This is a genomic window from Streptomyces sp. NPDC048349 (assembly GCF_040651925.1).
Classification (GTDB): domain Bacteria; phylum Actinomycetota; class Actinomycetes; order Streptomycetales; family Streptomycetaceae; genus Streptomyces.
This window is the reverse complement of record NZ_JBEZLA010000036.1, coordinates 1-20,570: the sequence shown is the minus strand read 5'-3', so window position 1 is coordinate 20,570 and position 20,570 is coordinate 1. Positions and strand designations below refer to the sequence as shown.

General features: G+C 72.8%; 19 protein-coding genes. 13 read left to right on the top strand and 6 right to left on the bottom strand.

Annotation, left to right across the window (positions count from 1 at the left end):
* The first annotated feature begins 76 nt into the window (after nt 1–76).
* From AB0D44_RS20365 to AB0D44_RS20330, 8 genes are all read left to right on the top strand, one after another.
* Entirely contained in the window at nt 77–739 is a 663-nt protein-coding gene (locus AB0D44_RS20365) for a response regulator transcription factor (protein WP_362592695.1), read from the top strand.
* Nucleotides 736–1,989 (top strand): ATP-binding protein, encoded by a 1,254-nt coding sequence (locus tag AB0D44_RS20360; RefSeq protein ID WP_362592692.1) that lies wholly within the window; start codon nt 736–738, stop codon nt 1,987–1,989. Before AB0D44_RS20365 ends, AB0D44_RS20360 begins: the two co-directional genes overlap by 4 nt.
* A gap of 15 nt (nt 1,990–2,004) precedes the next feature.
* Nucleotides 2,005–2,901 carry a hypothetical protein gene (locus AB0D44_RS20355; RefSeq protein WP_362592689.1) on the top strand — a complete coding sequence of 299 codons (897 nt, stop codon included), beginning with the start codon at nt 2,005–2,007 and terminating at the stop codon, nt 2,899–2,901.
* 358 nt (nt 2,902–3,259) lie between these two features.
* Complete coding sequence (locus AB0D44_RS20350) at nt 3,260–4,216, top strand: LLM class F420-dependent oxidoreductase (protein ID WP_362592686.1); 957 nt, start codon at nt 3,260–3,262, stop codon at nt 4,214–4,216.
* A 2-nt stretch (nt 4,217–4,218) separates the two neighbouring features.
* Complete coding sequence (locus AB0D44_RS20345) at nt 4,219–5,004, top strand: glucose 1-dehydrogenase (RefSeq protein WP_362592683.1); 786 nt, start codon at nt 4,219–4,221, stop codon at nt 5,002–5,004.
* 104 nt (nt 5,005–5,108) lie between these two features.
* Entirely contained in the window at nt 5,109–6,236 is a 1,128-nt protein-coding gene (locus AB0D44_RS20340; RefSeq protein WP_362592849.1) for an LLM class flavin-dependent oxidoreductase, read from the top strand.
* Between the two features lie 471 nt (nt 6,237–6,707).
* A complete protein-coding gene (locus AB0D44_RS20335; RefSeq protein WP_362592680.1) occupies nt 6,708–8,447 on the top strand; it encodes a D-aminoacylase in 1,740 nt (579 codons plus the stop codon).
* Nucleotides 8,444–9,919: an aldehyde dehydrogenase family protein gene (locus AB0D44_RS20330; protein WP_362592677.1), complete on the top strand. Its 1,476-nt coding sequence runs from the start codon at nt 8,444–8,446 to the stop codon at nt 9,917–9,919. The genes AB0D44_RS20335 and AB0D44_RS20330 overlap by 4 nt, the downstream gene beginning before the upstream one ends.
* Before the next feature lie 191 nt (nt 9,920–10,110).
* On the opposite strand, the gene AB0D44_RS20325 is transcribed toward AB0D44_RS20330, so the two are convergent.
* Nucleotides 10,111–11,205 carry a DNA alkylation repair protein gene (locus AB0D44_RS20325; protein ID WP_362592674.1) on the bottom strand — a complete coding sequence of 365 codons (1,095 nt, stop codon included), beginning with the start codon at nt 11,203–11,205 and terminating at the stop codon, nt 10,111–10,113.
* Between the two features lie 361 nt (nt 11,206–11,566).
* Between AB0D44_RS20325 and AB0D44_RS20320 the strand changes: the two genes are divergently transcribed.
* Both AB0D44_RS20320 and AB0D44_RS20315 read left to right on the top strand, forming a co-directional pair.
* Nucleotides 11,567–13,132: an APC family permease gene (locus AB0D44_RS20320; RefSeq protein WP_362592671.1), complete on the top strand. Its 1,566-nt coding sequence runs from the start codon at nt 11,567–11,569 to the stop codon at nt 13,130–13,132.
* A 258-nt stretch (nt 13,133–13,390) separates the two neighbouring features.
* Nucleotides 13,391–13,675, top strand: a complete 285-nt coding sequence (locus AB0D44_RS20315; RefSeq protein WP_362592668.1) for a hypothetical protein — start codon at nt 13,391–13,393, stop codon at nt 13,673–13,675.
* A gap of 100 nt (nt 13,676–13,775) precedes the next feature.
* Here AB0D44_RS20315 and AB0D44_RS20310 read toward each other — a convergent pair whose 3' ends face one another.
* Together AB0D44_RS20310 and AB0D44_RS20305 are read right to left on the bottom strand one after the other, a co-directional pair.
* On the bottom strand, nt 13,776–14,279 hold the full coding sequence (locus AB0D44_RS20310) for a nitroreductase/quinone reductase family protein (RefSeq protein ID WP_362592666.1): 504 nt from the start codon (nt 14,277–14,279) through the stop codon (nt 13,776–13,778).
* On the bottom strand, nt 14,276–14,950 hold the full coding sequence (locus AB0D44_RS20305; protein WP_362592663.1) for an NAD(P)H-binding protein: 675 nt from the start codon (nt 14,948–14,950) through the stop codon (nt 14,276–14,278). Before AB0D44_RS20305 ends, AB0D44_RS20310 begins: the two co-directional genes overlap by 4 nt.
* A gap of 59 nt (nt 14,951–15,009) precedes the next feature.
* Here AB0D44_RS20305 and AB0D44_RS20300 point away from each other — a divergent pair, with 59 nt between their 5' ends.
* Nucleotides 15,010–15,393, top strand: coding sequence for a helix-turn-helix domain-containing protein (locus tag AB0D44_RS20300; RefSeq protein WP_362592660.1), 384 nt, complete (start codon nt 15,010–15,012; stop codon nt 15,391–15,393).
* A 7-nt stretch (nt 15,394–15,400) separates the two neighbouring features.
* Complete coding sequence (locus AB0D44_RS20295; protein WP_362592658.1) at nt 15,401–16,195, top strand: DUF4239 domain-containing protein; 795 nt, start codon at nt 15,401–15,403, stop codon at nt 16,193–16,195.
* Nucleotides 16,196–16,302: 107 nt separating this feature from the next.
* On the opposite strand, the gene AB0D44_RS20290 is transcribed toward AB0D44_RS20295, so the two are convergent.
* The gene (locus tag AB0D44_RS20290) at nt 16,303–16,704 is read right to left on the bottom strand and encodes a VOC family protein (RefSeq protein ID WP_362592655.1); all 402 of its coding nucleotides are present in this window, start codon (nt 16,702–16,704) and stop codon (nt 16,303–16,305) included.
* Between the two features lie 534 nt (nt 16,705–17,238).
* Between AB0D44_RS20290 and AB0D44_RS20285 the strand changes: the two genes are divergently transcribed.
* Nucleotides 17,239–17,841 (top strand): NAD(P)H-dependent oxidoreductase, encoded by a 603-nt coding sequence (locus AB0D44_RS20285; RefSeq protein WP_362592652.1) that lies wholly within the window; start codon nt 17,239–17,241, stop codon nt 17,839–17,841.
* Nucleotides 17,842–18,049: 208 nt separating this feature from the next.
* Here AB0D44_RS20285 and AB0D44_RS20280 read toward each other — a convergent pair whose 3' ends face one another.
* Complete coding sequence (locus AB0D44_RS20280) at nt 18,050–18,910, bottom strand: LLM class F420-dependent oxidoreductase (protein ID WP_362592649.1); 861 nt, start codon at nt 18,908–18,910, stop codon at nt 18,050–18,052.
* An 89-nt stretch (nt 18,911–18,999) separates the two neighbouring features.
* Nucleotides 19,000–20,292, bottom strand: a complete 1,293-nt coding sequence (locus tag AB0D44_RS20275) for an ADP-ribosylglycohydrolase family protein (RefSeq protein ID WP_362592647.1) — start codon at nt 20,290–20,292, stop codon at nt 19,000–19,002.
* Between the last annotated feature and the right edge of the window lie 278 nt (nt 20,293–20,570).

Genomic DNA, 20,570 nt, shown 5'->3' with positions numbered 1-20,570 from the left:
GGCAAAGGGCCCTTTCGCTTCCCTCTCTCCCCGTGCTTACCCCGCCGAAACACCCCTCTCCGGTAGAGAGGACGCCATGCGCGTACTGGTGGTGGAGGACGAGGAGTTCCTCCGGGAGATGATCGCCGAGGGGCTGCGCCGCGACGCGCTGGCCGTCGACGAGGCGGGCGACGGCCTCGAGGCCCTCGAACGGCTGCGCCTGGGCGCCTACGACGTCCTCGTCCTGGACCGCGACCTCCCCGGCCTGCACGGCGACGAGGTCTGCCGCCAGGTCGTGCGCGAGCGGCTGCTGACCCGCGTCCTGATGCTGACCGCATCGGGGACCGTTCGGGACCGGGTCGAGGGCCTGGGCCTGGGCGCCGACGACTACCTGACCAAGCCCTTCGCCTACGACGAGCTCCTCGCCCGCGTGCTCGCGCTGGGCCGGCGCACCCGACCCGCCCTGCCGCCCGTACTCGAACGCGCCGGGGTCGCCGTCGACACCGCCCGGCGCAGCGCCAGCCGCGACGGGCGCCGGCTCGCCCTGTCCCGCAAGGAGTTCGCGGTCCTGGAGGCGCTGCTGCGGGCGGAGGGCGCCGTGGTCAGCAACGACGACCTCATCGAGGAGGTCTGGGAGGAGGGCACCAGCTACTCCACCAATGCCGTGCGGGTCACGCTCAGCAAGCTCCGCGCCAAGCTGGGCGAGCCGCCGCTCATCGAGACCGTGCCGGGCGCGGGCTACCGGATCGCCGCCCGATGACCCGCTTCCCGCGGGGCGTCCTGCGCACCGAGCGCGGCCGGCTCACCGCCCTGTACGGGTCACTGCTGCTCCTGGCGGGCGGTGGACTGGTGGCCCTGGTGTACGTCCTGCTCGGCCAGGGGCTGTACGCCAGTGTCAGCGGGGCCGTCAGCACCGTCAGCCCCGCACTGCGCCTGGGCGAACGGCTGGACGTGGACCCCGGCCGCAGCCCCGTCCCCGCCCAGACCGCGGGCCCGGGCGAGGCGCCCACCCAGGAGCAGCTGCGCGTGTACGCCCTCACCCAGAACCTGACGGGCGCCGTCACCGAGGCGACCCAGCACCGGCTGCTGATCGTCTCGCTCATCGCGCTCGCCGTCTTCGCCGTGCTGTCGATCTGGCTGGCCTGGTGGATGGCCGGGCGGGTGCTGCGTCCCCTCGCCGTGATCACGGGCACGGCGCGGCGGCTGTCCGGCGAGAACCTGCACGAGCGGATCGCCCTCGAGGCCCCGCCCGGGGAGCTCAAGGAGCTCGCCGACACCTTCGACGCGATGCTGGGGCGGATGGAGCATCTCGTGTCGGCCCAGCGGCGGTTCGCGGCGAACGCGGCGCACGAGCTGCGCACGCCGCTGGCCGTGCAGCGGGCGGCGGCCGAGATCGGGCTCGCCGGGGACCCGTCGCCGGAGCGGGTCGCCCGGATCCGCGAACGGCTCATCGGCGTCGCCGACTCCGGCGAGCACCTCGTCGAGTCGCTGCTGCTGCTCGCCGTGTCGGAGGAGGGGCTGGACTCCACCGAACGGGTGGACCTGGCGGCGCTCGCCGCCGCAGAGCTGGCGGCCTGTCCGCAGCGGGGCCTGACGGTGGAGCGGATCCTGGTCCCCCTGACGGTGACCGGGGACCGCGCCCTGCTGGGCCACCTGGTCCGCAACCTGCTGACCAATGCCGTACGTCACAACCGCGCGGGCGGCCGGCTGAGCCTGACCACCTCCGGCGAGGGGGAACTGACGGTGTCCAACACCGGCCCGGTCATCGATCCGGCCGATGTGCCAAGGCTCCTGGAGCCGTTCCGGCGGCGCGCGGAACGGCAGCACACCGCAGGTGAGGGCGCCGGTCTGGGGCTGTCGATCGTCGCGTCGATCGCGCGGGCGCACGGGGCGGAACTGGCGGCGCGGGCCAATCCGGCGCCCGAGGGCGGGCTGACCGTCCGCGTCCGCTTCCCGGAGGCAGACCTTCCGGCGGCAGGGCAGCGTTCAGCCGGAGTGAAGGGCGGCTGATGTACGGTCGGTTCAATGAGCAAGCACCGCCGAGCCCGCTCCCGCACGCTCCGTACGTCGCGTACGCCTCGTGCGGGACGCGCTCGTACGTCCTCGCCCACGTCGCGCCGCGTGGCCCTCGCGGCCACCTTCGGCCTGCTGACCTTCGCGGCGGGCTGGGTGTACGCCCTCGACGAGAACGCCGTGGGCAGCGCGGCCCAGGCGCGGGCCGATTCCCGCCCCCCGGCCGCGGACCGCGCGGCGCGCGACGCCCGCCGTGACGCGCCGAAGGACGCTTCCGGGGGCGCTCCCGAGAAGGCACCCGAAGCCGCTCCCCGGGACCCCCTCCAGGGGCTGACCGGCATCAGCGCGCAGACCCTCGCGAAGATCCCGGCCGAGTCCCGCCAGCTCATCCTGGTCATCGGCCGGGCGGGGGACTCCTCGCAGTCCACCGCCGCGCTCTACACCCGCCCCGCGGCCGGCGCCGACTGGGTGCGCGGCGAGAGCTGGCCGGCCCGCAACGGGGCGAAGGGCTGGTCCACGGAGCGCACGTACGGGGACCTGACCTCCCCTCAGGGCGTCTTCGCGCTCACCGACGCGGGCGGGCTGCTGCCGCCGCCGCCCGGCACCCGGCTCCCCTACGACAAGGACCGCGCCTTCGTCGCCACGGGTCGCGGGGTCAACGGCGAATCGCTGGCCGGATCCTTCGACTACGTCGTCGCCATCGACTTCAACCGCAGGCCGGGGAACTCACCGCTCGACCCGGTCAAGCCGGAAGGCGAGGGCAAGGGCGGCAACATCTGGCTCCACGTGGACCACGACGGCCCCTCGCAGGGCTGCGTCGGCATCCCGAAGCAGGCGATGAAGAAGGTCCTCGAGACCCTCGACCCCGCGGCCGAGCCGGTCATCGTGATGGGCCCGGAAGGCTTCTGACCGGGACCGGGGACTGCCCGTGACGTGAGATCCGGGCTCCGGCCCGTCCCGCCGTCCCGCCGTCCCGTCGTCCCGCCGCTCGGCGAACGCGACGTCGACGACGCCTTCGCCGGCGGCGGCGCCTCCGCCCGCGCCGCCGTCCCGCCGCTCGGCGAACGGGACGGCGACGATGCCCCCGCGCCCGACGGACCTCCGCCCGCGACGTCGCCTCCGCCCGCGACGGCGCATCCGGCCGCGACGGCGCCTCCGCCCGCGCCGACAGGGATCCGCCCAGCCCCTTGCCTGACGGACCGTCAGCTACGACGATGGCCCGGCACCGATACGACGCATCGGCAGACGAAGGCGAGGCGGGTCCGGCATGGCGCGCGTGTTTCCGCAAGGTCGGCTGGTCTACGGGATGCAGCTCCCGGTCCAGTCGCAGAGCACCATCTACGCCGAGCCCTGGGAGGCGTCGGCCACCGCCGCCGATCTCGCCGAGGTGGCGCGGGCCGCCGACCGGGCCGGCTTCGGGTACCTGGCCACCTGCGACCACGTGGCCATCCCGCGGCGGCTCGCCGGGCCCATGAGCACCGTCTGGTACGACCCGGTGGCCACCCTGTCCTTCCTCGCCGGCATCACCGAGCACGTGCGCCTGCTCAGCCACGTCGCCATCCTCGGCCTGCGCCACCCGCTGATCAGTGCCAAGCAGTACGCGACCCTCGACCACCTTTCCGGCGGCCGGCTGGTCCTCGGTGTCGGCGCCGGGCACGTCCAGGAGGAGTTCGAGGTCCTCGGCGTGGACTTCGCCCGCCGCGGGGCCGTGCTCGACGAGACCCTCGACGCGCTGCGGGCCGCCCTCGGCCCGCAGGAGTACCCGGAGTTCGAGGGCGAGCTGTTCTCCTTCAAGGACCTCGGCCAGCTGCCCCGGCCCGCCCAGGAACGGATCCCCGTATGGGTCGGCGGCTCCTCGCCGGCCGCCGTCCGCCGGGCCGCGCTGCGCGGGGACGGCTGGCTCCCGCAGGGCGACCCGCGCGGCGAGCTCCCGGCGCAGATCGCCCGCATCAAGGAGCTGCGCGCCGGGGCCGGTGCCACCGGCCCCTTCGAGTTCGGCGCGATCACCGAGGCGCTGTACGTCGGCGAGCCCGGCTGGGACACCGGCCGCCGCACCCTCACCGGCAAGGCGGAGGCGCTCGCCGAGTCCCTGCGGGAGTACAAGGCGCTCGGCGTGGACCAGATCCAGGTCCGTTTCCGCAGCCGCGACCGCGCCGAACTCGTCGACCAGATCACCGCCTTCGGCGCCGACGTCGCGCCGTACCTCAACGACCAGGAGCCGTGACCATGGGAAAGCTGGACGGACGCGTCGTCATCATCACCGGCGCCGCACGCGGGCAGGGCGAGCAGGAGGCCCGCCTGTTCGCCGCCGAGGGCGCCAGGGTGCTGCTCGGCGACGTACTGGACGAGCAGGGCGCCGCCGTGGCCAAGGAGATCGGTGAGGACCGGGCCCGTTACGTGCGGCTGGACGTGAGCCGCGAGGAGGACTGGGCGGGCGCGATAGCCGTGGCGAAGGAGGCCTTCGGCCCGGTCGACGGCCTGGTCAACAACGCGGGCATCCTGCGCTTCAACGAGCTGACCGCGACCCCGCTGGAGGAGTTCCAGCAGGTCGTCCAGGTCAACCAGGTGGGCGCCTTCCTCGGCATCAAGTCGGTCGCCCCCGAGATCGAGGCGGCGGGCGGCGGCACGATCGTCAACACCTCCTCGTACACCGGCCTGACGGGCATGGCGTACGTCGGCACGTACGCCGCCACCAAGGCGGCCATCCTCGGCCTGACCCGGGTGGCCGCACTGGAACTGGCGGGCAAGGGGATCCGGGTCAACGCGATGTGCCCGGGGGCCGTGGACACCCCGATGGCCAATCCGGGGCTGCTGGATCCGGCGGGCATGACGGACGAGGCGCGGGACGCGATGGCGGAGCTCTACAAGCGGGTCGTCCCGATGGGGCGGGTCGGGCAGCCGGAGGAGATCGCGAAGCTGGCCCTCTTCCTGACCAGCCAGGACTCCTCGTACATCACCGGTCAGCCGTTCGTCATCGACGGTGGCTGGATGGCGGGTGTGAGCATCCTCTAGGCACATCTGATGGAGCGTCAGGTATTGACGCTCCCGCCCCGGCGATGGAACAGTCGTGACATCGAATCTGACGCAACGTCAGAAATCAAAGGACGGTGAACCCCTTGGAATTCGGGCTCTTCGTGCAGGGATACGTGGCCGAGTCACGGTCCAAGGTCGACCCCGAGGCAGAGCACAAGGCGCTGATCGAGGAGACCGAGTACGTCATCCAGGCGGACAAGTCGGGCTTCAAGTACGCCTGGGCCTCCGAGCACCACTTCCTGGAGGAGTACTCCCACCTCTCGGCGAACGAGGTCTTCCTCGGATACCTCGCCCACGCCACCGAGCGGATCCACCTCGGCTCCGGCATCTTCAACCCGCTGGCCCCGGTGAACCACCCGGTCAAGGTCGCCGAGAAGGTCGCCATGCTCGACCACCTCTCCAAGGGCCGGTTCGAGTTCGGCACCGGCCGCGGCGCGGGAAGCCACGAGATCCTCGGCTTCCTGCCCGGCATCGAGGACATGAACGGCACCAAGGAGATCTGGGAGGAGACCATCGCGGAATTCCCCAAGATGTTCCTCCAGGAGGAGTACGAGGGGTTCCAGGGCAAGCACTGGTCGCTGCCGCCGCGGAAGGTCTTCCCCAAGCCGTACGGCAAGGCGCACCCGGCCATGTGGTACGCCGCGGGCTCCCCCTCCTCGTACGCGATGGCGGCGAAGAAGGGCCTGGGCGTGCTGGGCTTCAGCGTGCAGAAGGTCTCCGACATGGAGTGGGTCCTCGAGCAGTACAAGACGGCCATCCAGGAGGCCAAGGCCATCGGGGCCTTCGTCAACGACAACGTCATGGTCACCTCGACGGCGATCTGCGCCGAGACCCACGACAAGGCCGTCGAGATAGCCGTCAACGCCCACATGAACCGCTTCCAGTCGCTGGTCTTCCGCTACCACGACACCTTCCCGCGGCCGGAGGCCATCCCGCAGTGGCCCGAGCTGCTTCCGGAGTACAACGCGGAGATCATCGAGCTGCTGATCGCGGAGGAGCTGCTGATCTGCGGCGACCCGTCGGAGGTCCTCCAGCAGTGCAAGCGCTGGGAGCAGGCCGGCGCCGACCAGCTCTCGTTCGGGCTGCCGACCGGGGTGTCGTACGAGGACACGATGACCACGATCAAGCTCATCGGCGAGCACGTGATCCCGGAGATCGACACCGACCCGGTGCACCGCACGACGCGGTTCCGCGAAGCCGCGGGTTCCTGACCGGGCTCCCCAGACGGGGACGGCGCCTTCCCGGACCGCCGTCCCGAACCGGCCCCGGCCGGGCGGCCTCCGGCCGGGGCCCGCACGTGCGGCACCGCTGCTGGGGGCGCCGCCCCCAGACCCCCGCGCCTCAAACGCCGGCGGGGCTGGATGTGCCTCCGGCGGCGCCTCAAACGCCGGCGAGGCTCAATTGGCCTCGGGCGGCGCTTCAGTCGCAGGCGGCGCTGGATTTGGCTGCTGCCCTCCGCCAAGTGCGGCTGGATTGCCCGCAGGGCAATGTCAGCCCCGCCGGCGTTTGAGGCGCGGGGTCTGGGGCGGAGCCCCAGCAGTGGCGCCGCGCCTGGCGGCGGCAGCAGCCACATCCAGCCCGCCGGCGTTTGAGGCGCCGCCGGAGGCACATCCAGCCCCGCCCGGGGGCCCCGCACGGCGGCACGGCGCGACCGCGTAGCGCAACGCCAGAGAAGGGACGTCATGCTCGACCACCTGATCAAGGGCGCCACCGTCGTGGACGGCACCGGCGCCCCCGCCCGCATCGCAGACGTCGGGATACGCAACGGCCGCATCGCGGTGATCGCCCCGCCCGGGACCGTGACCGAGAGGGCCCGCACCACCGAGGACGCCACCGGCCTCGTCCTCACCCCCGGCTTCATCGACCCCCACACGCACTACGACGCCCAGCTCTTCTGGGACCCGTACGCGACCCCCTCCATGAACCACGGCGTCACCACCGTCGCCGGCGGAAACTGCGGCTTCACCCTGGCCCCGCTCCACCCGGACCGCCCCGAAGACGCCGACTACACCCGCCGCATGATGAGCAAGGTCGAGGGCATGGCCCTCAAGGCCCTGGAGGAGGGCGTCGACTGGACCTGGTCCACCTTCGGCGAGTACCTCGACGCGCTCGAGGGCCGGATCGCCGTCAACGCCGGATTCATGGTCGGCCACTGCGCCCTGCGCCGCCACGTGATGGGCGAGGACGCCGTCGGCGGCCAGCCCACCCCCGAGCAGATGCAGAAGATGCTCGACCTCTTCCACGACGCCATGAACGCCGGCGCCTGGGGCCTGTCCACCACCCAGTCCTCCACCCACTCCGACGGCTCCGGCGCCCCCGTCGCCTCCCGGCACGCCAGGCCCGCCGAACTCCTCGCCCTCTCCAAGGCGGTCGCCGAACACGAGGGCACCCAGCTCGAAGCCATCGTCGCGGGCTGCCTCGACCAGTTCTCCGACGCCGAGATCGACCTCTTCGTCGAGATGAGCGCCGCCGCCGGACGGCCCCTGAACTGGAACGTCCTCACCATCGACGCCTCCGTCCCGGAGCGGGTCCCGCGCCAGCTGGTCCCGAGCGCCCGCGCCCGCGAGACCGGCGGCCGGATCGTCGCGCTGACGATGCCGATCCTCACCCCCATGAACATGTCGCTCGGCACCTTCTGCGCGCTCAACCTCATCCCCGGCTGGGGCGAGGTCCTCTCCCTGCCCGTCCCCGAGCGGATCGAGAAGCTGCGCGACCCCGCAGTGCGCGCCGAGATGCTGAAGCGGGCCGACTCCAAGGAGGCCGGAGTCTTCCGCCGCCTCGCCGACTTCGGCCGCTACGTCATCGGCGACACCTACAGCAAGGAGAACGAGGGCCTCTCCGGCCGCGTCGTCGGCGACATCGCGGCCGAGCGCGGCCAGGACGCCTTCCGGTGCCTGGTGGAGATCTGCGCGCACGACGACCTGCGCACGGTGCTGTGGCCGATGCCCACCGACAACGACCCGGCGAGCTGGGCCCTGCGCGCCGAGACCTGGCAGCACGAGGACGTCATGCTGGGCGGCTCCGACGCGGGCGCGCACCTGGACCGCATGTGCGGAGCCCCCTACACGACCCGCTTCCTCGGCGACTGCCTGCGCGGCCGCAAGCTCGTCCCGCTGGAGCAGGCGGTGCGCATGCTCACCGACGATCCCGCCCAGCTGTTCGGGCTGCGTGAGCGCGGCCGGATCGCCGAGGGCTACCACGCGGACCTGGTGCTCTTCGACCCGCAGCGCATCGAGGCCGGCCCGGCGACGCTGGTCCACGACCTGCCCGGGAACAGCCCGCGGCTGGACGCGCGGGCCGTCGGGATCGTCTCGGTACGGGTCAACGGCGTGGAGACCATCCGCGACGACGAAGTGACGGGCGCGATCCCGGGCATCGTGCTCCGGTCGGGCCGGGACACGAGGACGGTGAGCACGCGGTGACCGGAGCGCAGCGGTTGTACATCGGCGGCGAGTGGGTGGAACCGCAGGGCGGCCACTACGAGGTGGTCAATCCGGCGGACGAGTCCGTGGTCGGGCTCGCCCCCGAGGCGTCCCCGGCACAGGTCGCCGAGGCGGCGCGCGCCGCGGCCGAGGCCTTCGGCGCGTGGTCCCGTACGAAGCCGGAGGAGCGGGCCGCGATCCTCGACCGGGCCGCTGACATCATCCAGCGGGAGTACGAGCCGTGGACCGCGCTCGCCCGGGCCGAGACCGGTGCGCCGACCGGCATCGCCCGCGGCATGCAGGTCGGGGTGGGCGTGGCCCGGTTCCGCCGGTACGCGCGCGGAGCCCTCGAACCCGTGGAGAAGGGCCTCCCGCCGCAGGCGACGGAGGCCGGCCCGATGGGCAAGGCGGGCATTCTCGGGGCGCTGGAGGTGCGCCAGCCGGTCGGCGTGGTCGCCTGCATCACCTCGTACAACAACCCGTGGGCCAACCCGGCCGGCAAGGTCGCCCCGGCGCTGGCGATGGGCAACACGGTCGTGGTCAAACCCGCCCCGCAGGACCCGCTGTCGGTGTTCAAGATGGCGGAGGCCCTCGCGGAGGCCGGTGTTCCGGCCGGTGTGGTGAACGTCGTGGGCGGCCGGTCGGTGGCGGTCGGCGAGGCGGCCGTGGACTCCCCCGACGTCGACATGGTGTCCTTCACCGGTTCCACGGCCGTCGGGCAGCGCATCGCCGAGGTGTGCGGCCGGTCCATGAAGCGGCAGCTGATGGAGCTGGGCGGAAAGGGCGCGGCGATCGTCTTCGACGACTTGGACGACGCCGGCCTCGATGCGGCGACGATGGGCATCGGCACCACCTTCTCCTTCTACTCCGGCCAGATCTGCACCGCTCCGACCCGGGTGATCGTGCACCGGTCCGTCCACGACGCGCTGGTGGAGAAGCTGACCGGCTACCTGGCCTTCATGAAGGTCGGCGAACCAGCCGCGCAGGGCACGGTGGTCGGCCCGGTCATCTCGGCGGCCCACCGCGACCGGGTGGAGTCGTACATCGAGCTGGGCAAGAAGGAGGGCGCCCGGATCGCGGTGGGCGGCGAGCGCCCGGCGGTCCGCGCGGACGGCAAGGGCTTCTACGTGGCCCCGACGCTCCTGGTGGACTGCACCAACGACATGCGCGTGGTCCGCGAGGAGATCTTCGGGCCGGTCGTCGTGGTCGTGCCCTTCGACACGGAGGAGGAAGCCGTGGCCCTGGCCAACGACTCCGACTTCGGGCTGATCAGCTACGTCTGGTCGGGGGACGCAGCGCGTGCCTTCGGGGTGGCCCGGCGGCTCCGTTCGGGCGGGGTGGGCGTGAACACCATCGGCCGGAACATGGAGGCGCCGTTCGGCGGCTTCAAGCGGTCGGGCGTGGGGCGCGACGTCGGCTCGTACGCGCTCCATGCCTACAGCGAGATCCAGTCCATCGTCTGGACCACGTAGGCCGGGGCGGGGGCGGAGCCTTTCGCGGGGCCTTCGCGGGGCCTTCGCGGGGCCCGCCCCGCCCGCGGGGCCCTTCGTGGGGCCGCCCCCGCCCGGCTAGCCGCACCTCGGGTCGGTGGTCTCGAGTCGCTCCAGCGTCCGTAGTTCATGGGGGGGTGGGGGGCGGGGGGAGGGGAGCCTGTCAGGCCGGTTCAGGGCGCGTCCAGCGAAAACGCGGCCTCGCCCCGTATCCGCCCGTTGACCTGCAGCTGCACCAGGTGCTCGCCGGAGTGGTAGCGGCGGGTGGTGATCGGCTTGAAGGAGTGGCGCCTGGTGCCGGTGAGGGTCTCGCCGGGGGCCAGTGTGCGGGTGGTGAGTTTGAAGACTTTCGGGGTGCGGCCGCCGTTCGCCTTCGTGTGGTGGACGACGTAGTCGACCACCAGCTCGGCCGGGACGGCGCCGGTGTTGGTGACGGCGTAGTCGAAGACGAGGTACTCGCCCACGGCGATCCGCGGGGTGGCGAGCGCCGGCCCCCTCACCGCCACGGGCACGTCCGGGGAGTGCCCGAGCAGGGTCAGCGCCCCGGGCCGGCCGGCCTTGATCAGGGTGCGCAGGCCGTGGCGTACGACGCGATCCGTCGTGCCCGTGTCCGCGCCCTCGGCCAGCCAGCGGGCGGCGGTCTCCACCGCCAGGTCGGGGTGGTCCCGGCTGATGTCGTTGAGGTGGTTGGAAACGGAGCGGCGCACGTAGGCGGACTCGTCGCGGTAGAGGGCGTCGAGCACCGGCAGCGCCGGGCGCGGGTCGGCGACGAAGGCGGGCAGCTGCGGGGCCCACGGCAGCCGGGGCCGGGTCCCCTCGCTGGCGAGGCGCCGTACGTGCGGGTCGGGGTCGCGGGTCCAGTCCCGTACGACGGCCAGGGCGCGGACCGGGTCGGCGCGCAGGAAGGGCCGTACGGCGGATTCGGCGGTCAGCCGGGAGGTGAGGTCGTGCAGCAGCGCCAGGCCGGGCTCGAACACCTCCAGCCCGCGGACGGCGACGGCCTCGTTGACGGGGAAGGTCATCCAGCCCTCGAAGCCGGGATCGGCAAGGGCGGTGCGGACGACGGCCTCGAAGGCGGCCCAGTCGGCGGGGAGGTCGGCGAGGACGGCGTCGCGCACGGCGGCGACCCGTGCGCCGTAGCCCAGGCCGTCGAGCGCGCCGGCGCGCTCGCGCAGGGCGGGCGAGGTCGGCCGGCCGGCGGCGAGGGCGAGTCGCCGGGCCAGTTCGCTGACGGTTTCCGCGCTGAGGAGTTCATCGGCCGTGGGCATGGGGTCAGTCTGGCCCAGTCCTGCGGCTGGGTATGGCTCAGTCTGTTTGGGTGCGGCTGGGTACTGCTCGGTACGGCTGGGTACACGGTGGCCTGGCCAGGCTTTCGGGGCGGGTTACCGGTGGTCACCACAAAGTCACGAAGGAAAGTTTAGAAACGCCCAAAACGGACATGGCTGCGGTTTCCGTATGGCGAAAGACCATGCCCGGCGCCTGCCGAACCGCGGATGTATTCGCGCATGAACCTTGTATTGCGAGATCGTGAACTGCACCGACCTCGCTATTCAAAGGCATTCGGGGCCTCTCCGCGTCCGGACTTCGACCCTCCGGATATGGAATGCGCAGCATCTAACGTCCTGACCCATGACTCAGCTGGACATGCGGCCTCAGGCCGGAGACACGGTAAGCGGCGTCGCCGAGGGCGACGTCCGCGGCAAGGGACTCGGCAAGGGGTCCGTCGGACTGGTGGGAAGCGCCGTCATCGGCATCTCGACCGTCGCCCCCGTCTACTGCCTGACCTCGACCCTCGGATCCACGGCCGGTGAGGTCGGGGTGCAGATGCCCGCGATCTTCCTCGCCGGGTTTCTCCCCATGCTCCTGGTCGCCTTCGCGTACCGCGAGCTCAACAAGGCCATGCCGGACTGCGGCACCTCCTTCACCTGGACCGTCAAGGCCTTCGGCCCGCGGATCGGCTGGATGTGCGGCTGGGGCCTGGTGATCGCCACGATCATCGTGCTCTCCAACCTGGCCGGCGTCGCCACCTCCTACTTCTGGCTGCTGGCCGGCGAGATCACGAGCAATCCGTCGGTCGCCGCCCTGGACGACAACAAGCTCGTCCACATCGCCACCTGCCTCACCCTGATCGCCGTCGCGACCGCCATCAGCTACCGCGGCATGACGGCCACCAAGGGCGTCCAGTACGCGCTGGTGGGCCTCCAGCTCGTCGTCCTCGCCGTCTTCGTCGCGATGGCCTTCCAGAAGGCCTCCGCCGGCACCTTCGACACCGGCCTGGACTTCTCCTGGTCCTGGATGAACCCCTTCGCGGTCGAGTCCATGGCGGCCTTCACCGCCGGACTCTCGCTCTCGATCTTCATGTACTGGGGCTGGGACGCCTGCCTGGCCACCAACGAGGAGACCACCGGCTCCACCAAGACCCCGGGCCGCGCCTCCCTCATCGCGATGGTCGTCCTCGTCGGTTCCTACCTGGCCACCGGCGTCGCCGCCCAGATGGCCGTCGGCGCCGGCGGCGAGGGCCTCGGCCTCGCCAACGAGGAGACCTCCGGCAACGTCTTCGCCGCGCTTGCCGGCCCGGTGATGGGCCCGATGCTCGGCGTCCTGCTCTTCGTCGCCGTCCTGGCCTCGGCCGCCGCCTCGCTGCAGACCACCTTCATCCCGGTGGCCCGCACGGTCCTCGCCATGTCGACGTACGAGGCGCTGCCGCCCTCGTACGCCAAGGTCCACGAGCGCTTCAAGACCCCGGGCCGCGCCACGGTCGTGGCGGGCATCGCCACCGGCGCCTTCTACACCGTGATGACCCTCGTCAGCGAGAACGTCCTGACCGACACGATCTTCGCGCTCGGCCTGATGATCTGCTTCTACTACGCGCTGACGGCCTTCGCCTGCGTCTGGTACTTCCGCGGCGACCTGCGCCGCTCCGCCCGCGACCTGTTCTTCAAGGGCGTCTTCCCCGTCCTGGGCGGCCTGCTGCTGGCCGCGGTCTTCTTCAAGACCCTCTACGACGCCTGGGACCCGTCCTACGGCTCCGGCTCCACCCTCCCCGGTGTGGGCGTCGGCAACGTCTTCGTCATCGGCGTCGGCCTGCTGGCCCTCGGCCTGGTGATCATGTTCATCACCGAACGCCGCAGCCCGGCCTTCTTCCGCGGCGAGGTCCTCACGAAGTCGACCCCGTCCCTGGTGGTCGAGGACTGACCCACCTCCCGCTCCCGAAGAGTCATCCCCGCGGCCCCGGATCGAATCCCCCCGATCCGGGGCCGCGGTGCGTCCGTCCGGCCGCCCGCCCCGAGGCCGCGGTGCGTCCGCCCGGCCGCCCGGCCCGGGCACGGCCGCTCTCGGCGCGCGCAAGGGTCGGGCCCGCCGCCGTCGTGTGCGGAGGGGGTCGGGCGTCACTCCAAGGTGGAGGGGGGTGACCCCGGGAGTGGCGGGATCGTTGGGCGGGGCATGAATGCCATGAAGCGCACCCTTTCCGCCCTGGTCCTCTCCGGCGGGGCCGCCCTCGCACTCACCCCCGTCGCCGCCCACGCCGAGGAGGCGGCCGCCCCCCAGGCGCCTCCGGTCACCGCCCGCGTCATCGACATCGCCGACCACCCCGCCCAGACCGTCGAGGACACCAAGACCGCCCTCGGGGTCACGGCCGCGGCGGCCGGATCCGCCACCCGGGCCACCAACTCCTCCCTGTCGGGCGCCGGCGCAGCCCTTTCCGGCGGCCTCCCCGACGCCCCGAAGATCGACTGAACTCCGCCTGGCTTTGGCCTTCACCTGGCTTTGGCCTCCGCCTGGCTTTGGCCTCCGCCTGGCTTTGGCCCTCGCCTGGCCTTGGCCCCACCCGCCCTCCTCAGCCGGCCCGGGTGACCAGGACGAGCGGGATCACGCGGTCCGTCGCCTCCCGGTAGCCCGCGTACAAGGGCATCGCGGCCACCACCACCGGCCACAGGCGCTCCGCCTCGGCCGGGGTGGCCCGGCGGGCGGTCGCCGCGAAGGTCTCGGCGCCGACCTGGAGGGTCACGGCCGGGTCGGCGGCCAGGTTCAGGTACCACGCCGGGTGGTGGTCCGCACCGGCGTTGGACGCCGTCAGCACGTACGCGCCCCCGTCCGGGTCCCGTACGTACGCCAGCGCCGTGCGGCGCAGCACCCCCGAGCGGCGGCCCCGCGTGGTCAGCAGGAGGTCCGAGATCCCCGGCCGCGGCCGCCCGCCGGTCTCCTCGAAGCGGCGGATGTGGCCGGCGACCCAGGGGTCAGGACTGTCGGTGACGGGACCGTCGGCGAGGGGACTGCCGGAGACGGGACTGTTGGCGAGCGGACTGTCGGCCTCGCGCTCGGCCGCGGGTCCGCCGCTCATGCCGGACCCACCCCGGCGTGCACCGCGTGGCGGGTCGGGGCCCCGACCGCCTCGTCCACCACGGCCACGGCGAAGGCCGCGGGGGTGATCCGGCTCGCGGCGTCGGCGGGCACGGGCAGGACGTAACCGCCCGCCGCCGGCCCCGCCTCGGGGAAGTCCCCGGCGGGGCTCAGCACCGCCCAGTCCAGGGCCGCGGGCGCGGCCGCCCGCAGCGCTTCGGTCCCGGCCCCGTGGCCGGCGTAGAACTCCCGCCACTCCTGCGGATACCCCGGCGTGTCCATCAGCGCCGCACCCGTCGCCGTCGGCAGTACGGAAGCCAGCCCGACCGACACCAGCCGCGGGACCCCGGCCCGGGCGAGACCCGCCGCGACCGCCCTGGCCACCGCGGGGAAGAACACGCCGGGGGCCGCCTGCGCGTCGTACACCGCGACCACCGCCGCGTCGTGCCCGGCCGCCAGCCGCGCCACGTCCGCCGCCGAGGTCACGTCCCCGTCGGCCCGCCCGGCCTCCGTGATCGCGTACCCGCGCGCCCGCGCCTCGGCGACGACGGCCCGGCCGACCCGGCCGCGGGCCCCGAACACGATGAGCTTCTTGTCGGTGTGCTTGGTCGCCTTGTGCTTGGTCGCGTTGTGCTTGGTTTCGCTGCGCTTGGTTTCGCTGTGCTTCGTCATGCGGGCGAGCCTAGGAAAGGGTGTGGTTACCGATCGGATACCGGCCTACCGTGTGGATCATGACCGAACCGACGCCGCTGGACCCGGAGATGTTCGACCCCGTCTGCCCCTCCCCGCTGGTCCCGTTCCGGATCGGCGACAAGTGGGCGACGCTGATCCTGCGCTGCCTGGAGGGCGGTCCGCGCCGGTTCTCGGAGCTCAAGGTGCCGCTGCGCGGCATCACCTCCAAGTCCCTGACACAGTCGCTGCGCGGGCTGGAGCGCGACGGCTTCGTCGCACGGGAGGAGTGCCAAGGCCCCGAGCGCCGGGTCGAGTACGCCCTCACCCCGCTCGGCCGCGGCCTCCTGGGGCCGCTGGACGCGGCCTGCGCATGGACGCGCGAGCACTGGGACGAACTCATCGACGCCCAGGAGGCGGGGCTTTCGGTGGAGGGCGCTCGTTGAGCAGCGCATGATCCTCTGGTTGCTCAACCACCTCAGCACGTTCGTCATCGCCGTCCTCCTCGTCGGCGGCCTCACCGGCCTCGCCATGGCCGGCAGCCTGGCCGCCCGCCGCCGCTTCCCGCACCTCGCGAAGGGGGAGCACAACGAGATGGTCGGGGTCGCGCTCGGCATGTTCGGCGCGATCTACGGCATCATCCTGGCCTTCGTCGTCGTCACGCTCTGGACGCAGCTCGAGACCACCCAGAACATCGTCGCCACCGAAGCCACCGACCTGGCCCTGGTCGTGCGCAGCGCCGACACCTTCCCGCCGGCCGACCGCGCGCGCGTGCACCAGGCCGTGGACGCGTACGCGCACGCCGTGGTCGAGGTGCAGTGGCCGCTGATGCGGAAGGGCCGGCCGAGTTACGAGGCGACCGCGCCGCAGACCCAGGCGCTGTACCGGGCCCTCCAGGCGTACGAGCCGGCCGGCACCCGTGCCGAGACCTTCTACGCCGAGGCGGTCACCCACCTCAACGACGTAGCGGCACAGCGCCGGGCCCGGGTTTCGATGGCCGAGACCTCGCTGCCGATCCTGCTGCAAGTGCTCGTGTACGGGGGCGCGTTGGTGATCATCCCGCTCACGTTCCTGTTCGGGCTGCGGAGCCTGAAGATGCAGCTGCTGTTCGTATCCGCGGTCGCGGGGCTGATCGGCTTCAGCCTGCTCCTGGTCGTCGCCCTGGACCGCCCCTTCGCGGGGGACCTGAGCGTGAGCCCGCAGCCGTACAAGGAGGCGGCCCTGGCGCAGTTCTGGGTCGCGGGCTAGGCGCAGTTCGGGGCTGCGGGTCAGGGGACTACTGGGTTGCGGGCCAGGGTGAGTTCTGGGTTGCGGGCCAGGGGCTGTTCCCGGCTGCTGGCCAGGGGGACAGCGGCTCAGCCCCAGGTGCGGGAGCAGAGCACGAGGCGGTAGCCGTCGGGGTCGGCGATGGTGACACCCCACTCGTCCCAGTACGGATTGTGGGCGGCGACCCGCGTCCCGCCGTGCTCGACGAGCCGCTGGACGAGGGCCTCGTCTGGGGCTTCGCCCAGGTAGACGACGAAGAGGTCGTCGACGGTGGGGGAGGGCGCGACCGGGTTCTCGTCATCCCGCGTCAGCTCGAAGTGCCAACCGCCCCCGGCGGGCCCGACCATCAGCAGATCGTGCTCACCGGCCGCGCGCTGGCCGGTACTACGCCACTGGACGTCGAGCCCGAGCCCGTCGACGTAGAACCGCTCGGTGGCCGCCAGGTCGAGGGAGGGGCGGGCGATGCGGATGTGTGTGCCTGGAGTGATCATGAAGGGAGGGTACGGGGGTGGGGGATGCGGGTGGGGCGGGGCTTCGGGGGGCCTGATTCCGGTCGATGCCGATCAGGGAGGGTTTGGGGGTTTCCCGCCAGTCCCACTGTCCTTCCGGGTCGGGCCGCCCTGTCAAGGGCGCTCCTTCGTCGCGTCGCTTCGCGATGGCCTTCGGCCACCCTTGACAGGCCGTCCCGCCCCGGAAAGACAAGGACTGACGGGAAGCCCCCAAAGGAACGGTCCACTGGTTCACGATCACAGCCAGTGGCCATCAGGGACCAGCTCCCAGGTTGCAGGGAGCCACACCCCCGCCCGGCCCCATGACCGCCGAAGGCGGGGCCGGTGGGCGCGCCAGATCGCTACGCGCTCCTCATGTCTCGGCGTCCGGCGGCCGTCTGGGGTCCCACCCGCACCGGACAGCGGTCGCAACGGACGGGTGGAGCAGAGCCCCCTGACCAGCGGCAGGCGGGAATGTGCCGCCGTGTACGGGAGTTGCATGCGAGGTAGGCGACGCCGACCGAGACCGGAGCAGACATGACGACCGACCTAGCCAGTGACACGGACCGCTCGTTTCTCTTCGTCCTCGGCAGTTCCCGGTCCGACGGCAACACCGAAATCCTGACCCGCGCCGCCGCCGAGCAGTTGCCCGCCGGCACCCCGCAGCGCTGGGTGGATCTGGCGAAGCTGCCGTTGCCCGACTTCCAGGACGGGCGGCACGAGAGTGGGTCCTGGCCGGTCGGGGAGGCCGAGGAGGAGCTGCGGCGGGTCACGCTGGAGGCCACTGACATCGTCATCGCCTCGCCCCTGTATTGGTACTCCCTCTCCGCGCACACCAAGCGCTACCTCGACTACTGGTCGGGCTGGCTGGGGGTGCCCGGCATGGACTTCAAGAAGCGGATGGCGGGCCGGACGCTGTGGGGGGTCACCGTCATGGCCCACGAGGAGGAGGAGGTTGCCGACGGGCTGGTCACCAGCCTCAACCACTCGGCTGCCTACATGGGGATGCGCTTCGGCGGGGTACTGCTCGGCAATGGCTCCCGCCCCGGACAGGTGCGGAACGACGAGCGGGCGATGGTCCGCGCCAAGACCTTCTTCGAGCGGGAGACCCCGCTCGCCCGGTTCCCCTACGAGGCGTAGTTCAGTAGTCGGCGGTGACCCCGCCGAGGAAGACACTCCAGGTGGCGGGGCTACGGCCGGCTCGGGGTCGGCCGTCGCCATCCACTCAGAGTTGTCGCTCGGTCAGCGCGCCCGCGTCGGTGGCCTGGGGCGGGAGGCCTTCCCGGGACCTTCTCCCGCGCTCGGCCGCCGCCACGTCGAGAGCTGCTCCGTCGGGCCCGGTCCGGGTTCAGAGGTACTGGGCGAACTCGTCCAGGGTGCGCAGGACCTCCGGTTCCGGGGCCGAGGGGAGTTGGAGGACGACCTCCTCGATGCCGAGGTCGGCGTAGTGGCCCATCTTGCCGGGCGTGGGCCGGACGGCGTACGGGACCACCTGGAGGGCCTTGGGGTCGCGGCCGGCGGTCTCCCAGAAGCGGCGCAGCACCGGCAGGGACTCGGTGAGGCCGCCGCCGCCGATGGGGAGCCAGCCGTCGGCGTGGTCGGCGATGGCCGTGAAGAGCTTCGGGCCGGCCTGGCCGCCGATCAGGGTGCGCGGGCCGTGCAGGGGGACGCCGGGGCCGAGTTCGCGGGGTGCCTGGACCGGCTTGGGGTGGGCGGAGCTGGCCTGGACGGAGGAGAACTCGCCCACGTACGCCGTCGGTTCGGGGGCCCACAGGGCGCGCATCAGGGCCATCCGGTCGCGGACCAGTTCGCGCCGGGTGCGCCACTCGACGCCGTGGTCGGCGGCCTCCTCGACGTTCCAGCCGTAGCCGATGCCCAGGGTGAAGCGGCCGCCGGAGAGGTGGTCGAGGGTGGCGATCTGCTTCGCGAGGCCGATCGGGTCGTGCTGGGCGACCAGCGTGATGCCGGTGCCGAGGTGGAGGCGCTCGGTCACGGCGGCGGCCTGGCCGAGGGCCACGAAGGGGTCGAGGGTGCGCCCGTACATCTCGGGGAGCTCGCCGCCCATGGGGGCGGCCGTCTCGCGGGTGACCGGGATGTGGGTGTGCTCGGGGAGGTAGAGGCCGGCGAAGCCCCGCTCCTCCAGGCTGCGCGCGAGGCGGACGGGCGAGACGGTGCGGTCGGTGAGGAAGATGGTCGTGGCGATCCGCATGGCTACTGGCACCTCCGAGACGTGGGACCCGCAACGGTACGGGCTGGAGGCGCGATTGTTGAGGGGACGTCAGGCCGGTGTCGGCGGGATCAGCCGCGCGGGTAGCGGGCCAGCCAGCCGGGGGAGGAGGCCGCGGGGCCGTGGAGGGCCGGGCCCTGGGTCATCTCCAGGGCGAAGTCGTCGGCGATCTCCAGCACGGTGGCGCGGTTCTCGAGCTCGGCGAGCCAGGCGGCGGGCAGGGCGGTCTCGCCGTGCAGGGCGCCGAGGAGGGCGCCGCACAGGGCGCCGGCGGCGCCGGAGTCGCCGCCGTGGTTGACGGCGAGGCGCAGGCCGTGCGGGATGTCCTCGGCGACCAGGGCGCAGTACACGGCGACGGCGAGCGCGGCTTCGGCGTTGCCGGTGGCGAGGGCTTCGACGGTGGCGGGGCCGGGCGCGCCCTGGGTGACGGCCGCCAGGGCGCGTTGGAGGGCGTCGGTGACGGTCTGGTGGCCGGGGCGGGTGCCGAGCAGGCCGAGGGCGCGCTGGACGGCGGAGTCCAGGGACTCGCCGCGGGTCAGGCCGTGGACGACGAGGGCGAAGGCCCCGGCCGTGAGGTACGCGGCCGGGTGGCCGTGGCTCTGCGCGGCGCATTCGACGGCGAGCTGGAGGACGAGGGCCGGCTCCCAGCCGACGAGCAGCCCGAAGGGGGCCGACCGGGAGGTGGCGGCGGCGTTGCGGGCGTCGGGGTTCTTCGGCCGGGCGAGGGTGCCGAGGACGTCGTCGGCGAAGCCGGTCAGGCAGGCGCGGTCGGGGCTGCGGCGGGCGTAGAGCCACTCCTGCTGCGCGAGCCAGCCGTTGTCCTTGCGGCGCTCGTCGGGGCCCCAGTCGTGTTGGGTGGCCGCCCAGCGGAGGTAGGCGCGGTGGACGTCGGTGGGCGGGTGCCAGGCGCCGGTGTCCCGGCGTACGTGGGCCCGTATGAGGCCGTCCACGGTGAACAGGGTGAGCTGGGTGGCGGCGGTGACGGGGGTGGCGGTGGGCGTGGTCAGGCCCTGCGGGCCGTGTGCCGCGCGGATGGCGTCGAGGGTGAGCGGGCCGACGGGTGCGCCGAAGGCGTCGCCGATGGCGGAGCCGAGGAGGGTGCCGCGGACGCGGCTGCGGAAGTCCTGCTGCTCGAACCGGCCCCACAGCCCGGCGGCGGCCGCCCCTCGCCTGCCGCCTGCGGGGTGCCCGACGGCTCCCCCGCCGATGCCGCGCCCGTCGGTGGAGGCCGGGTCGCCCGTGCCGTGGTCGCCTGGCCCCATGGCCATCCCGCGCCCGTCGCTCGACGCCGGGTGGGCGGGGCCGCCCGGGGGCGTCGTCGTGCCCTGAATGACCGCCGCGCCCGCGCCGGTTGTCGCGTCCATCGCCCTCACCGTCCCCCTGGCCGTGCCTGCGGCCGCCGCCGCGGCAGCACTGGCGGGCACTGTAGTGGACAGCTTCGGTCGCATCCGGAAGCAGCCCGTCAAGCGGACCGTAAGCATGCGGAGAACGGCCGGAAAGGGAATGGTTTCGGCCGCCAACGTCTCGGCGGGTGGCGTGTTGTGTCACTAGGGGGTGTCTGACGGAGGTCCGTGGTGAAGGAGCGGTGTCCGGTGCGTGCTCTCGGCGTGCCGGCCGGATGCCCCCGTACTGGACGTACTTG